The following is a 13,986-nucleotide window of genomic DNA, read 5'->3' on the forward strand; positions in this document are numbered from 1 at the left end:
TTATGCATAGCGCAAAGTGAAGCACACATAGGTAATCGAAATATGAAGACGGGCCACTACGACCTCATATGGAATGACGAGAGTAGCGAACATTCCGCAGCACTCGCCCGTCTTTTCAAGAATGCCAGGCACGTGGATGTCGCAGTGGCGTTCGCCAAGATGTCAGGCTGGGGGCATATTAAGGACCACCTGCTGCACCATCTCGAACAGGGCGGTTCGGCACGATTCATCATCGGGTTGGACTTCTGTCAGTCAGAGCCGACGCTATTGAAGTTGTTGCTCCAGCTATCACGGAAACACTCGCTGTCGGTCTTTGTCGGAGACGAACTCGACGGTGTTTTTCATCCGAAAGTCTATCGGTTCGAATACGTTAACAAGTCTGTTTCTATGCTCATCGGCTCGGCGAACTGGACGAATGGCGGCATGGTGGATAACTACGAATGCTCAGTCCTGTTGCGCCTGAATAGCGAGACCAAAATTCGGAACCGTCTAGACGAGCTGTGCAAGGACGGACTCGTTAGCGCGCTCAACCCCTGCATCCTCCGCGACTACTCTCGGAGATACGATATCGCCAGGGCCACCCGGGCTACCGAACAACGGCGGCTGAAGCGCCTGCGCACCGCAAAGCCCACAACATTCGCAGTGCTGCGTGAATTACTGCGCGAATTCCGCCTCGATAAGTCCGAGCAAGGATTCGACGCGCAAGTGCGCAATCGCGCTGAGGCGGCCGAGCGCGCGAGCAAAATTATGAAACTCATCGCTACGTCAAGGCCGACCGGAGAGCGATTTGATGACCAGCTCCGTAAGCTGGACGCTAGCTTTCACTCGGCGATCGTTCCCATTTTTATGAAGGCCATCGCGGACGAGCCGGCCGCCTTTGCGGAGCTATGCACGAGAGCATTGGCATCAGGCGATCTCAGCCCGGAACAGGCCTTCGAGAAGGTCAGAGAAGTGAGCATCCGGGGCGTGGGGCCGAATTGGCGCACGGAGATGCTCCATAGCGTCGATCCATCGAAATTCGCGGTCCTGAATCGAAATAGCTCAGCAGGAATGCGGCTGGCCGGTCCTGAATTTCCCGAACGGCCCTCTAACAGCAATATCACGCCTCAAACATACGCACAATTTTGCTTGGACGCTCGGCGCGTCGCCGCGGAACTTGGTCTAAGAAACCTAAGTGAATTGGACGCGGTGTTCAACGAGGCTTACTGGCAGAATATGGACGACGAATGACGTGCCCTCCTTTTTGTATCCACTCAAAAGGAGAGTTCCCGGTTTTTATGTCTTGGGGTTGATGGGATGACAAGGGCCTCGGGGGCATGCCCCCGAGGCCCTTGTCTGGCGACCTGATCCGGTGTCCTGCCATTCAGTTGGGAATGTGGGCGTACCGTATTGTAGTCTTCCCGCCAGTCAGCCAGAATCTGGCGGGCATGCGTCAGGGATGTGAACAGCGTTTCGTTGAGACATTCATCCCTGAGTCGGCCATTGAAGCTTTCGACAAACCCGTTCTGCTGCGGCTTCCCCGGCGCGATATGGTGCCATTCGATCTGCATCCCGTCGGCCCATTTCAGAATGGCATGGGATGTGAATTCCGTCCCGTTGTCGCTGACAATCATGAGAGGGTTGCCATATCGCTCCACCAGAGTTGTCAGTTCCCACGCTTCACGTCCGCCTGACAGCGATATGTCGGCAACCAATGCCAGGTTTTTCCGGCTGAAATCGTCGATAACAGCCAGAATGCGGAACCGGCGGTCACAGATCAGGGCGTCGGACACAAAGTCCAGGCTCCAGCGCTGCCCAGGTTCCTGGGGGACGGTCATGGGAGAACGCGTCCCCAAAGCTCGCTTTCGGCCTCCCCGATGACAGACTTTCAGCCCCTCCTCCTGATAAAGGCGGAACAGCTTCTTGTGATTGGGTGTGAGGCCTTCCCGCGCCAGAAGATAGCTCAGGCGGCGGAATCCAAAGCGGCGCCGCTGGCCCGCCAGTTCCCGCAGACGCTGGCGCAGGACGACATCGTCCGCCCTGGTCGAAATATAGCGCGCAACACGGCGGGCAAGACCGACAAGCGCACAGGCACGGCGTTCACTCAGGGCCAGAACACCGCGAATATGGTCGACCGCCTGCCGCTTGGCGACAGGCGTCACCACTTTTTTCCAACGATTTCCTTCAGCGCTGCATTATCCAGCATGGCATCCGTCAGAAGACGTTTCAGGCGGCTGTTTTCATCTTCCAGCGCCTTCAGCCGTTTGGCCTCAGACACTTCAAGACCACCATAGCGGGTCTTCCATTTGTAGAAGGTTGCGTCACTGATCCCGTGTCTTTGGCAAAGATCAGAGACCTTCAGCCCAGTTTCCTGTTCCTTCAGGATCCCTATGATCTGCTCTTCCGTAAAGCGACTGCGTTTCATCCGTCCGTATCCTTCTCGATCGGACTCTACTTTAAAATGGGCACATTTTCGGGGGGCACGTCATCGCCGGTGGACGTTCTTCCAGTCACCGAACCGAGCAGGCAGCTCACACCACGGAATGCCGGCACGGTAACGATACAGAACCGCTTCCAAAAACAGACGGTTATCGGCAGCCGTTCCGCCGACATGACCTTCATGACCCGGGAGAAGATCTTTTATCCGTTCCCACTGGCTGTCACTCAGGCCATATCGTCGCATTCATTCTCTCCCTGAAAACAGAGAGAAAACATCACAGATCAAACGGGAGTACAAGCCTCATGGCACCAGATGCCAACTGACGACACGCCCTAGCGCTACTTTGGCAGAAAATTTGGGATAAGGATTCCCAACGGATGCGATCGGTGATTCATGGAAGACCAGTTGTAGTGGGAGCTGGCGATGAACACCGACTGGCGATCGGATCTGGAAGTATGGCTTGCGCCATTTCTGGCGGCCCTGGGTCACAAAGCGCAGCGGGCGATGTGTCCGGCTTATATTGCAGGCCCGATCGGACCTGGTGACCGTAAGAGCGTGCAGCCCATGGCTGCACGCAATGGCGATATCCCTTATGACCGGCTGCATCATTTCGTCAGTTCCGGTGTGTGGGACAGTGCGCCACTTGAGGCTGCTCTGGAGACCGGGATATCGGAGATCGATCGCCTGCTGGCGGCCCTGGCAGCGTCCGAGGTGGCCCGTCAGGAAGCTGAACGGCGCGCAACGGGTGCCGAGGCGATGGTCGCGCATCTGAAATTGCTGATCGCAAAGATGCGGCAGGATCGCTTCAGTGCGTCCTCTGAGCGCGGCCGACGCCTGCTTGAGCAGTTGGAACTCGAACTCGAGGATCTGGAAACGGCGATCGCCGAAGACGATCCCGCCAACGCGCCAGAGACCATGGCCAGGGCATCGGAAACGGGTGTTGAGCGGCAGCGCCCGGCGCGCCGGCCATTCCCTGCGGCTCTGCCGCGTGAAAGGGTCGTTATCCCAGCCCCCGTGCACTGCCCATGCTGTGGCTCATCCCGTCTGGCAAAACTGGGCGAGAGCATGACCGAGACGCTGGAAGTCGTCCCCAGACAATTCAGGGTAATCCAGACGGTGCGGGAGAAATTCTCCTGCAGGGACTGCGAAAGCATTACCCAGCCGCCGGCACCGTTCCATCCGATCGCTCGGGGCCGCGCCGGGCCATGGCTGCTGTCGACGATCCTGACCGGCAAATTTGCCGATCACCTGCCGCTGAACCGCCAAAGCGCGGCCTTTGCCCGCGAAGGAATCGATCTCGACACCTCCACGCTGGCTGACTGGGTGGGTGCCAGCACCGCCACCCTGGCGCCGCTGATCGCGCAGATCCGCGCCCATGTGCTGGCGGCAGAACGGCTGCATGGCGACGACACCACGGTGCCGGTGCTGGCCAAAAGCCGCACCGTGACCGGGCGATTGTGGACCTATGTGCGCGATGACCGGCCATTCGGCGGCCCCGCACCGCCCGCGGCGGCCTGGTTCCGTTACTCCCGTGACCGCAAGGGCGAACATCCCATGGAGCATCTCGCCGGCTGGAGCGGTATCCTGCAATCCGACGCCTATGGCGGCTACAACCGGCTGTTCGACGCCGACCGCAAACCGGCACCCGTCATGCCGGCGGGCTGCTGGGCGCATGCCCGACGCGGCCTGTTCAGGCTGGCCGAACTCGGCCGCGCACCTCTTGCCGTGGAGGCCGTGCGCAGGATCGACGCAATCTTTGAGGCTGAGCGCGCCATCAATGGCGCAACGTCGGCGCAGCGTCTCGCTGTGCGACAAGAAAGCATCGCTCCCATGGTCGATGGCCTGCTCGCCTGGATGCGCGAAAGTTGCGCCCGCCTGTCGAAGAAGACCCCCGTTGCCACAGCCACGGCCTATATCCTGCGCAGGCCAGAGAGTTTTACCCGGTTCCTCTCCGACGGACGGATCTGCCTGACCAACAATGCCGCTGAACGAGTACTACGCGGCATCGCCCTTGGCAGGAAAGCCTGGCTGTTCGCCGGTTCCGATCGGGGCGGCCAGCGCGCGGCCGATATGTATTCCCTCATCGTCACCGCAAAGCTCAACGAGTCGATCCCCAAGCCTGGCTCGCCGACGTTCTCGCCCGGATCAACGACCAGCCCGTCTCACGCCTGCACGAACTGCTCCCCTGGAACTGGAAAAACACCCGTCACGCCAATCATACACAGGCGGCCTGACGCATGCCTGTGGTCCTCGTCGGATGCTTACTTGCAGACGGTCCAGCCCAGCGTATCGGTGGCCGGACGGCCCAGCATATGCCCGGGGAGGAAGCCTGGCTGATTGGCGAGCACCGTTCCACCGGAGAACGGAAATACTATCTGTCCAACCTGTCTGCCGACACCTCCCTCAGGCTACTGGCCGCTGCGATCAAGGCCCGATGGGTCTGCGAACAGGCGCATCAGCAACTCAAGGAGGAACTGGGCCTCAATCACTTTGAGGGGCGATCATGGACAGGCCTGCACCGACACGCCCTGATGTCCATGATGGCCTACGCCTTTCTCCAGTCCCGGCGCCTCACGGCGGTCGGGCGGAAAAAAAAGAGTCACCGGCCCACCACCACAGCCCAGTCTGCCAGCAATACGACAGGCCATTCTTGATCGCATCCTGCGACCACCCATCGGGCAATGCCCGCACTGTGGAAACCTTCTACTCCAGACCCCGCAACACATTCTGCCAAAGTAGTGCTAGGGACTAAACTCAAGCGGCAGTGACGCCATTTCGTGCCGTTCTGATGGCACCAGAAAGTCGCGGACATCGTACGTTGAAGGTTCTTTGATAGGGTCTTGTCCTTTGGACGAAATTCCTCGATCAGCGGTTCTTAGACAGACCAAGCCTGATCAGAAAAGACAGACTGCATCATGCTCATCATAAACAGCTACGCAGCCCGTCCTATCATTCAAGGCCTAACAGCTCCTATTTTAAAATGGGCAGATTTTCGGGGAAACGTCAAACATTACGATCCTTGATGGTACTTCAGCCCAAATTCCGTATAAGCTGCAGTCACAAGTGCAATCATGGCCACTATAATGGCATTCCACCTCTCATCCGATAAAGGAGGAATACCGTGGTTGTTACGGAAATGCACAAGACCATTTCGCATTGCATACACCTGTCGTCCCGCGATTTCCGAACGCGTGCTTTTTTCGTCGAACTGTATGTCAAACGCGGCAATAAGATCGCTGGCGATCGATTCAGAACAAGCTGCAATGAGTTTAATAAGAGACTCGTCTTCACGTGGGCGCCATCCTAAACGAGTCTGCAATAAATTAGCTAAGTCACAAAATGACTCCGAACTCGACCACTCCTGAAGTAGGTCCATCAGTCTTGGAACTGGATAAAGCTGCTCTATGCACCGATATAACTCGATATAGAAACCGCTCCAAGAAATCGAAAGAATTCCCTGTAAAGCTTTATCGAAAGGGATGAACTTTGATCCGCTGGTGAATAATTCTCCGGCCGCGCCCAGAGTATCTTTATCAAACGCAATTGGGCCATCAATATACGTTGTGGCGACCATTGCGCCAATTACTCTATCAATATCCTCCGTATAATCATAATTCGTATCCGCCTCGACAAATATTGCTGATGGAAACAAATTAGCGACATCATTTAAATCATGACCTATGTAATGATCATGACCTATGTATTCTTCTTCAATTATATCCCGAATTTCAGCGGGTGTTGCCCGAACGATCACGTCAGTTTCTGTTACGGCAATCGCAAACAGCCCGGGCGTAGCATCAAGCTCTGTCAGACCCTCAGGCATGCGCGATGGGATCCCGCAAGAAAAGGTAAAACCAAAAAAAGCGTAGTATCGCCTCCCATTATATTCAAACATAACAGCCCGCATCTGGCGAGTGATTGTTCGTTTATCCCTAACCGCAGCCTTCGCCATGAGTTCGGCATCCAGATCGCTATATCGTTTTATATACCGATCTTTATCCGCGTTCATGACTAAAGTATCAGAAGCTTTAGCATGGTTGATGAGGCGTTGAAAAATAATACGGCTCATCTCCATCCGAGATCTATTTACCATGTACTTATACCCGCCAAGATGGCTCCATCGTCGGCACGTCAAATTTCTCTTCGATCAACACTTTAAATGCTGCATCAAAGAAGGCACGTTCATACCGCCCAACGGCAGATCGTTTTTGGCCATAAAGTCGTTCAGAAAGGACATCAAGTCGCAGGAAGTCTGTAAGCTGGTTGACGTCCATTTCATCGAGTCTTGCAATAAAATTACTTACTTGGCGAATAATTTCCGTCAAGCGCTTTTGACTTTCATCAGCTTTGCGCTCCATACCCATCCGTCCCAGAATAGCAATAGCAGTAGCTACGACAAAGCCAATACGGGCCGGTTGACTATCGAAAATACTACGCCCTTTCTTGATGGCTTTCTTCACGCCAGTCTCTTCCGTCTCTGCAGGCATTTCATCATCGAGCCGCGAAAAAGCTCTATCAAGATCTAGCATCATCTGCAGGACGGGATAGAAATAATGGTTATACTGATCTTCAGCAAGAGCATCAGTCATATCAAGACGAGAGAACTCATCAGCCAACGTTTCTTGAGTATCGACGTCCGTTTTCTTTAAAGCAAAAGCAATGTAAAGCTGAACTAAGTCGTCAGGCGCATACTCACCGGACTTTGTACGACGCTCTGCTTTCTCACGGTTTAACACTCTCTCGAATCTAATACGTTTTTTCATTTCCTTAATAAGAGGGGCATAAACTACCTGGAGTTGACGGCTAAGATTCCATGGCACTTGCCCAGTGTTGAGAACGAGCATGCGATAAATAAGGCTATCAGTGCTCTCAGCGATCCAACACTCTACTCGCACAACTTTTTCTGAAACAGTATGATCTTGATCCATAGCGTCTAATAGGGCTGTAGTACGCTGCATACCATCGATGATAGAAATCGAATCAACCAACGTATCGCTCATCATACGAATAACATCGTCGGGTTTAAAGTCAGGGATATTTTCTAGTATTTCCTGATCCACGACGACGCCAATAACGACAGGCGGCAATACAGCGCCACGTTTTACATCCGAGATCATTCGACCGCGGATACGTCGTGCGGTGGTCGTTTTTAACGCTTCACGCTGGTGTTGTAATCCACCACGGGCAGCATAAGCTTTCTCTACTAGCTTGAGATAATCGCCTATTTTTAAGGCCGTCATCAACGAAAAACATTTTACACGACTATCAAAGAGTAATGTGGTGTCTTGCATACGCGCCATGATCTCCCCCCGTTCTAAAATATTATATCGTCTTATTCTTCCATAAGCGCCTGAATATCAGCCTGAAGGCGTTCATGATCCTTAAGTTCACATTCCCATACAAGATGGACACGCCAGCCCAACTTTTGCAAGGCGATTAACGTCTCCTTATCTCGTGCGCGATTGCGTTCAATTTTTTTTGTCCAATACTCTACGTTATTTTTCGGAATCCGTGCTCCTCGTTGACAATCATGTCCATGCCAAAAGCATCCATTCACAAATAAAGCCAATTTTCGACCTGGGAAAACCAAATCTGGAGAGCCAGGTAGATCTTTACGATGAAGCCGAAACCTATATCCCATTGCATGGATAAGCTTCCTCACTACCAACTCTGGGCTCGTATTCTTCGACTTAACTGCCCTCATAGTCCGCGAGCGAACAGGATCTACTTTCATCCATCAAATTCAATTCTGAGGCTGGGATCACTCTCGCACTCAGCGATAATGTTATTATAACGTTCGATAATATCCCTCACTGCCGTCTGCCTGGCGTCCCGTTCAAACGTACTCCACTCATAAACATTGGTCGCCAAAAATTGCTCGATTTCAATAATATCGAGGCGATCGTCTGCTCCAACCTGCTTGGCGAGTGCTTTGGCGCCACCTACCCCATCTTCTGTAGTCACAATAAGAGGACGTAAACCGGAACTAAGATTGTCCTGGCATTTCCGAATAAGTGCTTCTCCAGGCGCAGTTGTGACATGAATAGCCACGTCTCCGATCAAAAAATCTCCTGCGCGATTAGATGGCGCATCCGCAACCGAAAAACCGTGATGAAGAATACTACCTTTTGTGATCACATCTAGTTTGGCTCCGACCAGATGCTGCATAACAGCGCCTGCATACATGGTGCCGGAAACCTCACGTTGACGTTCTACGGCCTGCGCCAAAAGATCTCTTACACAAGCCCGTAAAGAGCGTGATGGATCAAGTTTGAAAGTAAACGGAAGAGCGTCAAAATACGCCTGAGCACGCTCTACCCAATATTCCTCCGCAGCGTCTAAGTCCAATAAATTATGAGAATGCAGATCGTTTAAAACATCAATATATGCATTCATTCTCTCCATATTCCCTCGACTTGTTCTACCCCCTTCACTAGAGAGAATACGCTCAATGCCATGGTCTTTAAGTATTTTCTTTACCGCCCCACCGCCCAATCCGGCGACTTGCCCACCTTTTGTTGTTACGAACGAATTTTTATCTAACGGGAACCGCTTCGATGCCGCATTCCTCGTTAGGATCAAAGCAAGAGATAAAGACCCTTTTGACAAGCCGATATAATCGTTGTCAAACGCCGCCAATACTGCTCGTTGTGATAGCATCATAAATATTTCTCAACTCGTCGAATTGCCGTCATTTCTGAGACCTGTTCTATCGTGCCAGCACGTCGCACAACTGTCTGACGCATCAACTCACTTCCCCGCATTTCCATCCGAAAGTCGACATGATGGATTTCCTCGGCATATCCACCAAAAGCAGCATTAAAGGCCGCGAGAATTTCAACTTCTCTAATATCCCGTCCTTTAACGAAAGGAATAGAAATTGAAGGGATATTCTCAGGAAACAGATAGATACACGGAGGAGGCACACAAAAAGGACCAAGATTGGTCAACCGATCACCATCTACGGATTTTGGGCAAGGTCTACCAATTGTCGCACAAACCATATCCCACAACAGCACCCCGTCCACCCGCTGGTTCCGCGCAATCATTTCAGCGCTAAGACGTGTGTGAATGCCCGACCAAGCGTTTCGTTGAGGATCTGCACCAGGATTGGAACAGATACTCCAGATTACAAACTCATCAGCGAGTGGCGGTCGTTCAAAAATATTCGTGTTATTCCCATCAAGACAGCCCTTAAGGTCAATAACAGCAACACGTCCACTATTTAGACGAACAATATAATCATTACGGTTCGTATTATCTGTCAGATCCCATCCAGCAATAAAACCGCCGTCTTCCATATAATTCAGCGCATGCTGAACAAACTCTCGTTTGCCACGCATAGTGGCCGAAAACTGGCCACGGACACGCTCTATCGCACCACGGAACAAACCAGACTGATAGAACTCTCGCTCACCTAAACCATGGTCGCCAAGTTTATGCGCTTCTGTTTTAAGTGTTTCGGCAAATCTCTCAATTTGATCGCGCAATCCCTTATTCTGTTTACAGGGAATAATTGTCATGCCGCTTCCTGTTTCCCTTCGGAAACCACGCCAAGTAGCGGTTCCAGGATATGCTGCGCCAGATGACGAACGACAGGCACAGCTACGCCATCCCCTGTCAGGTGATAAGCTTCATTATAATTCTTAGGCAGCTTGTAATGATCTTCGAGCCCCATCAGCCTTGCTGTTTCGCGAGTGGAAATTAGCCGCGACCGAACCTTCCGGCCGTCAACAACAATAATCGTCTGACGGCTTGAACCTCCTGCCGGCGTCCGAAGACAACCAGCGATATCGTCAAACCGCACTTCAGCACGCTGAACCTTCGCCCCGTTTTCATCAAGACGTGTTCGTCTATAGATGGCTCCCACCATGCGCCTGCCCGCACGTTTTGCAGCATTTACTTTGGCAAGATTGGTGGCCGACATCATCGAAATCAATCTTTCGGTTTCGCTGGCTGTATGCCAAGGCACTCCAGTAGGCGCTTCCTCAATCAGATCAGCGAAAGTTGTATGCCGATGCGATGGAGTGGGGATATTCCACCACAAAAATTGAGTTTGCGCCTTTTTTGATATTCCCTGTACAGCCTTCTTCAATCCATTGGTGTGAAACGGGTCAAGCGGTTCAGGAGATAACAATGACGGATGAATTTCCACATCATTATGCACCCCGATCATGAACAAGCGAGGACGTGACTGGGGCACAAACAATGAGGCGTTGATTACGAGCGCTCCATACCGATATCCGGTCTCGACAAAAGTCCGACAGATAGCGTCGAAATCCTGTCCCCCATGAGAAGTCAGCGTGCCAATGACATTTTCAAGAGCTATAATTTTCGGGGCTCTTCCCTCTGAAACGAGCTCTCTCACGACATTCCAGAAAGGATAGAAGGTGCCAGAACGCTCTCCTTTGAGACCTGCACCCCCTCCAGCCAACGACAAATCCTGGCACGGGAATGAACCCCATACGAGATCCGCAACACCAGGTAAGTCTTCAACACGGACATCATTGACGTCCCCAACCCGCAATTCTCCTCCTGTCCCCCAGTTGGCCTGATAACTCAGACTTTTTTTATGATCAAAATCATTGGCGAACAGACACGTCCAGCCGGCCCCCAGTCCCGCACGGGCCATCCCGCCGCCGGCAAAAAATTCGTAAAAGCTAGGCATTGGCTGCAGACCTGACGGCATCTTCTTGTAACGACACCACCTCACGCGCGAGCTTTTCTTCAATCGCTTCCGCTATCCACGTGTTACGAGACACTCTTCCAGCCCTTTTTGCGCGCGCGTCATCAATCGCACCAAACGTCTCCGTAGAGAGACGCAGATTGATCCGGCCCATCGCGCAGACTCCCGAATTTTCTGTAGCATGGCTCATGGCGCCATGATGGCGCCAGAACATTCATATGTCCACACATGTGTTCCAGAAATGTTCTTAAAAACATATCTGAAAGAACAATCATGCGTATCAGACCATATCGGCGATCTACCCGCGCCTATCGAATGGATATTCCTGTTATGGTGAATAGATGTAGATCACAGCTTGGGAAGCTGACATTTTCAATCAATGCCTCTTTCTGTCGCACCAGTTCAAGGCCAGCCACAAACGTAGCAGCAACAGCCGCTCGACGGGCAATGGTCTTGTTCGGCCCATTTAAGTTCATCGGGGGTATGCACTCTTCCCATATATTGCGGAAGGTCCCGTTCCCTATTTTCTCTCTGACAAAAGCCAGCGCATCAGTCACGCGCCAGTACGCAGGTAGTTCGATACGATAGACGGGAACGGCCATCTCAACCTGAGCCAGTTCCCGCTCCAGCACACCGAGACAGGCTTCCATCAGACTGAAATATGTCCCCTGCCTTCCCGAAACGCCATTCTCCACGGCTGCCCTGCCTCGTGCAAAAACCGACACACCAAGCTGCGGCCGCGCCTCCAGCCAGTCAGCCGCCGCACGCATCTCCAGCAGCCCCTCGATCTGGCCGACCGTCCGGCGCGCCTCTTTTTCGGCAAGCTGTTTTTCCGCCTGCGTGGCAAACAGTAGCCGCGAGCGCAGGAATACCAGCCGGGCGATCCAGATCACCCAGTCCGCGCGCTGCATGAGCGGCGTCGTGCGGGCCAGCCTCTCCGCCTCAGCGACAAACTGGGCCGCCAGGTCCGCGATGGACAGCACACCCAGATCCAGACGCTGCCGTTCTGCAAGATCCAGCAGCAGGTCCAGCGGCCCGTCAAACCCCTCAACATGGAACTCCGGCACCACCGAGCGCGGCAGCCGACGCGGCGGGTCACCCCAGTCTTCGTCCTCGTCAGGCCGCATCGGCGGTCTTCCCGGCACCAGCACGCGCGTACTGCGGTCTGATGTCGAACACCAGTTCTGGCCAATCCGTCCGCACCCGCTCCAGCGCCTGCCACGGCGTCCATTCCGCCGACCAGAAGCGGTAGACCAGCCGGGCGCTGCGGCGGGCGCGCTGGTCGCGCACGGCTTCGACCTCCACCCGGCGCAGCGGTAGCAGCGTGCCCCAATGCGCCTGCAGCCAAGCTGCCGCCGCGCGGGAGTCTGCCCCGGCTTCCAGAATGGGACCGGGAACCGGCACAAGCCGGTGCAGGTCAAACGCGCATGACGGCGTGCCCGCCGCCTGATGCTGCAGGGCAATCCGATGCAGGCGCTCGGATGCCTGGCGCAGCAGCCGGGCCAGCGTCACCGCCTGCGCCCCCTTTGCCGCCATCGGCGCCAGCAGGCGCGCCTGTTCGTAATCAAAATCCACCTGCCAGGGAATGATCCCCGGACCCTGGGCCGCCACCCGGAACCGGCTCACCGTATCCACTGGACCGCTTACCGTGAGCGTCGTCCGGATCCAGTCCGGGGCGGGCGTTGTCGTGCGTCGACACGCCGCCGTCCCAACTGGGGACTCTGGCGGGGACCCCGATTTTGTCCGCCGCGCGCGGTGGGCCGGGCGGTCCGGACGTCCCAGCGCCTGGTCCAGCACGAACCGGATCCCCGGCACCGACAAAGGATCCCCGACCGTGCCATGCGCATCGATCCCCCGGAACGCCGCGCCCCAGCGCAGTTGCGCGGCATCGCGCCAGGCGGCCCAGGACCGCACCGGACAGACGGCCGGATCCCGGCGTCGCCGCAACCGGCGCAGCTGGTGGCGCCCCGACCGGGGCCGCAGCAGGGCGACGGTCATCCCGTCGGTCGTGTCGGTGATGTCTTCGACAGCCAGCCGGGCCAACGCCTCGGCGCCGATGTCCAGCGTGGCCGCCAGCAACAGCAAAGCCCGGTCGCGCAGGCCAGACAGGTCGGGGCCGCAGCGTTGCGCGGCGGCCAGCAGCGAAGCCACATCGACCCCGGCCCCCGTCTGGCGGACCCGCGTAGAGGGCATGGCGACATCAAGCCCCTCGCCATTGGCGGCACACCACGCCGTCAGCGCCGCGCGATCCACCACCAGGCTCTGCCGCGGCCGTCCGGCCTTGGCCCGGGCCTCCAGCCACACTGCCACCGCGACAGGGCCAACCGGAAAGCCGCTATCGGCGGGCAGGGTGCCGACAAAGGCGCGCCACGACGCTGCGTAAGCCCGCGCCGTGGCCGGCGATAGCCCGGTCGGCGGCCGCGCCGCCTGCAGCGGTCGGCCGGTCTCAGCCATTCTGATCGGATCCCCGGTTTTCCGGCCCGAACGCTCTGCGGGCCGATCCTGAACGGGCTTTCGAAGAGGGCAGCCTGCCCATCCTCAGCGAGCAACTGCGCCGCCTGACCCTGACCACATTAAGGCGTCCGCGCTTCATATAATACGTCGTATCATGTTAACGAGTTCTGGAGAACAAAAAAACACCCGATTGATCCCGAAAGGCGCGGTTTCCTGGACTTTCTGCTCCTCCCCTCCCCGCCAGGCAAAATCCGACTGATCAAACTCTTACTTCCGATAAGTTATCTTGTCGGAAGTAGATGAAAAATTCCAAAATGCCTGCTAGAATCCCGAAATGCGCCTGCTCCAGAGCCTTTTCCCCAAGCCTGTCTGCGTACCCCTCCCCTGCTGCCCAGGTGACGGCCAGGGAGCATACGCGCGGGCAAGC

The 13,986-nt window shown here is 55.1% G+C and carries 12 protein-coding genes and 2 pseudogenes; 3 read left to right on the forward strand and 11 right to left on the reverse strand.

Annotated elements, in window-relative coordinates:
• Window positions 1-42 precede the first annotated feature (42 nt).
• Entirely contained in the window at window positions 43-1,230 is a 1,188-nt protein-coding gene (locus R5N89_RS14555) for a restriction endonuclease PLD domain-containing protein (protein ID WP_110570108.1), read from the forward strand.
• A gap of 23 nt (window positions 1,231-1,253) precedes the next feature.
• On the opposite strand, the gene R5N89_RS14560 is transcribed toward R5N89_RS14555, so the two are convergent.
• Window positions 1,254-2,404, reverse strand: a protein-coding gene (locus R5N89_RS14560) for an IS3 family transposase (protein WP_110570107.1) whose coding sequence is annotated in 2 segments (ribosomal slippage) — window positions 1,254-2,146 and window positions 2,146-2,404 — 1,152 coding nt in all. Because the reading frame shifts where the segments join, the coding sequence is not laid out codon by codon here.
• A 63-nt stretch (window positions 2,405-2,467) separates the two neighbouring features.
• Window positions 2,468-2,662 (reverse strand): annotated as a pseudogene (locus tag R5N89_RS14565) (transposase); the annotation flags it as partial.
• Between the two features lie 261 nt (window positions 2,663-2,923).
• Here R5N89_RS14565 and tnpC point away from each other — a divergent pair.
• Both tnpC and R5N89_RS14580 read left to right on the forward strand, forming a co-directional pair.
• Window positions 2,924-4,653, forward strand: a protein-coding gene (gene tnpC / locus R5N89_RS14575) for an IS66 family transposase (protein WP_408887039.1) whose coding sequence is annotated in 2 segments (ribosomal slippage) — window positions 2,924-4,523 and window positions 4,523-4,653 — 1,731 coding nt in all. Because the reading frame shifts where the segments join, the coding sequence is not laid out codon by codon here.
• A 33-nt stretch (window positions 4,654-4,686) separates the two neighbouring features.
• Window positions 4,687-5,073: pseudogene (locus tag R5N89_RS14580) on the forward strand (transposase); the annotation flags it as partial.
• Window positions 5,074-5,429: 356 nt separating this feature from the next.
• On the opposite strand, the gene R5N89_RS14590 reads toward R5N89_RS14580, so the two are convergent.
• The 9 genes from R5N89_RS14590 to R5N89_RS14630 all read right to left on the reverse strand — a co-directional run bounded on the left by R5N89_RS14590 (window position 5,430) and on the right by R5N89_RS14630 (window position 13,559).
• Window positions 5,430-6,488 (reverse strand): hypothetical protein, encoded by a 1,059-nt coding sequence (locus R5N89_RS14590; RefSeq protein WP_146220234.1) that lies wholly within the window; start codon window positions 6,486-6,488, stop codon window positions 5,430-5,432.
• A 28-nt stretch (window positions 6,489-6,516) separates the two neighbouring features.
• Entirely contained in the window at window positions 6,517-7,719 is a 1,203-nt protein-coding gene (locus R5N89_RS14595) for a hypothetical protein (RefSeq protein ID WP_208624728.1), read from the reverse strand.
• Window positions 7,720-7,751: 32 nt separating this feature from the next.
• Window positions 7,752-8,153, reverse strand: coding sequence for a very short patch repair endonuclease (locus tag R5N89_RS14600; RefSeq protein WP_354680716.1), 402 nt, complete (start codon window positions 8,151-8,153; stop codon window positions 7,752-7,754).
• Window positions 8,150-9,082, reverse strand: a complete 933-nt coding sequence (locus R5N89_RS14605; protein WP_110570263.1) for a DUF4928 family protein — start codon at window positions 9,080-9,082, stop codon at window positions 8,150-8,152. The genes R5N89_RS14600 and R5N89_RS14605 overlap by 4 nt, the downstream gene beginning before the upstream one ends.
• A complete protein-coding gene (locus R5N89_RS14610) occupies window positions 9,079-9,942 on the reverse strand; it encodes a hypothetical protein (RefSeq protein WP_265001369.1) in 864 nt (287 codons plus the stop codon). Before R5N89_RS14610 ends, R5N89_RS14605 begins: the two co-directional genes overlap by 4 nt.
• On the reverse strand, window positions 9,939-11,087 hold the full coding sequence (locus R5N89_RS14615; RefSeq protein WP_354680717.1) for a DNA cytosine methyltransferase: 1,149 nt from the start codon (window positions 11,085-11,087) through the stop codon (window positions 9,939-9,941). Before R5N89_RS14615 ends, R5N89_RS14610 begins: the two co-directional genes overlap by 4 nt.
• A complete protein-coding gene (locus R5N89_RS14620; RefSeq protein ID WP_244192301.1) occupies window positions 11,080-11,319 on the reverse strand; it encodes a hypothetical protein in 240 nt (79 codons plus the stop codon). The genes R5N89_RS14615 and R5N89_RS14620 overlap by 8 nt, the downstream gene beginning before the upstream one ends.
• 94 nt (window positions 11,320-11,413) lie before the next feature.
• Window positions 11,414-12,232 (reverse strand): ScpA family protein, encoded by an 819-nt coding sequence (locus R5N89_RS14625; protein ID WP_110570190.1) that lies wholly within the window; start codon window positions 12,230-12,232, stop codon window positions 11,414-11,416.
• A complete protein-coding gene (locus tag R5N89_RS14630; protein WP_208624739.1) occupies window positions 12,222-13,559 on the reverse strand; it encodes a transposase in 1,338 nt (445 codons plus the stop codon). The genes R5N89_RS14625 and R5N89_RS14630 overlap by 11 nt, the downstream gene beginning before the upstream one ends.
• Window positions 13,560-13,986 lie beyond the last annotated feature (427 nt).

Source organism: Komagataeibacter sucrofermentans DSM 15973 (assembly GCF_040581405.1).
Taxonomy (GTDB): domain Bacteria; phylum Pseudomonadota; class Alphaproteobacteria; order Acetobacterales; family Acetobacteraceae; genus Komagataeibacter; species Komagataeibacter sucrofermentans.

Bases quoted from the DNA above. Each gene is read 5' to 3' on its own strand.
- R5N89_RS14555 (WP_110570108.1), top strand. From the start codon at position 43: ATGAAGACGGGCCACTACGACCTCATATGGAATGACGAGAGTAGCGAA.
- R5N89_RS14595 (WP_208624728.1), bottom strand. From the start codon at position 7,719: ATGGCGCGTATGCAAGACACCACATTACTCTTTGATAGTCGTGTAAAA.
- R5N89_RS14620 (WP_244192301.1), bottom strand. From the start codon at position 11,319: ATGTTCTGGCGCCATCATGGCGCCATGAGCCATGCTACAGAAAATTCG.
- R5N89_RS14610 (WP_265001369.1), bottom strand. From the start codon at position 9,942: ATGACAATTATTCCCTGTAAACAGAATAAGGGATTGCGCGATCAAATT.
- R5N89_RS14600 (WP_354680716.1), bottom strand. From the start codon at position 8,153: ATGAAAGTAGATCCTGTTCGCTCGCGGACTATGAGGGCAGTTAAGTCG.
- R5N89_RS14625 (WP_110570190.1), bottom strand. From the start codon at position 12,232: ATGCGGCCTGACGAGGACGAAGACTGGGGTGACCCGCCGCGTCGGCTG.
- R5N89_RS14615 (WP_354680717.1), bottom strand. From the start codon at position 11,087: ATGCCTAGCTTTTACGAATTTTTTGCCGGCGGCGGGATGGCCCGTGCG.
- R5N89_RS14630 (WP_208624739.1), bottom strand. From the start codon at position 13,559: ATGGCTGAGACCGGCCGACCGCTGCAGGCGGCGCGGCCGCCGACCGGG.
- R5N89_RS14590 (WP_146220234.1), bottom strand. From the start codon at position 6,488: ATGAGCCGTATTATTTTTCAACGCCTCATCAACCATGCTAAAGCTTCT.
- R5N89_RS14605 (WP_110570263.1), bottom strand. From the start codon at position 9,082: ATGATGCTATCACAACGAGCAGTATTGGCGGCGTTTGACAACGATTAT.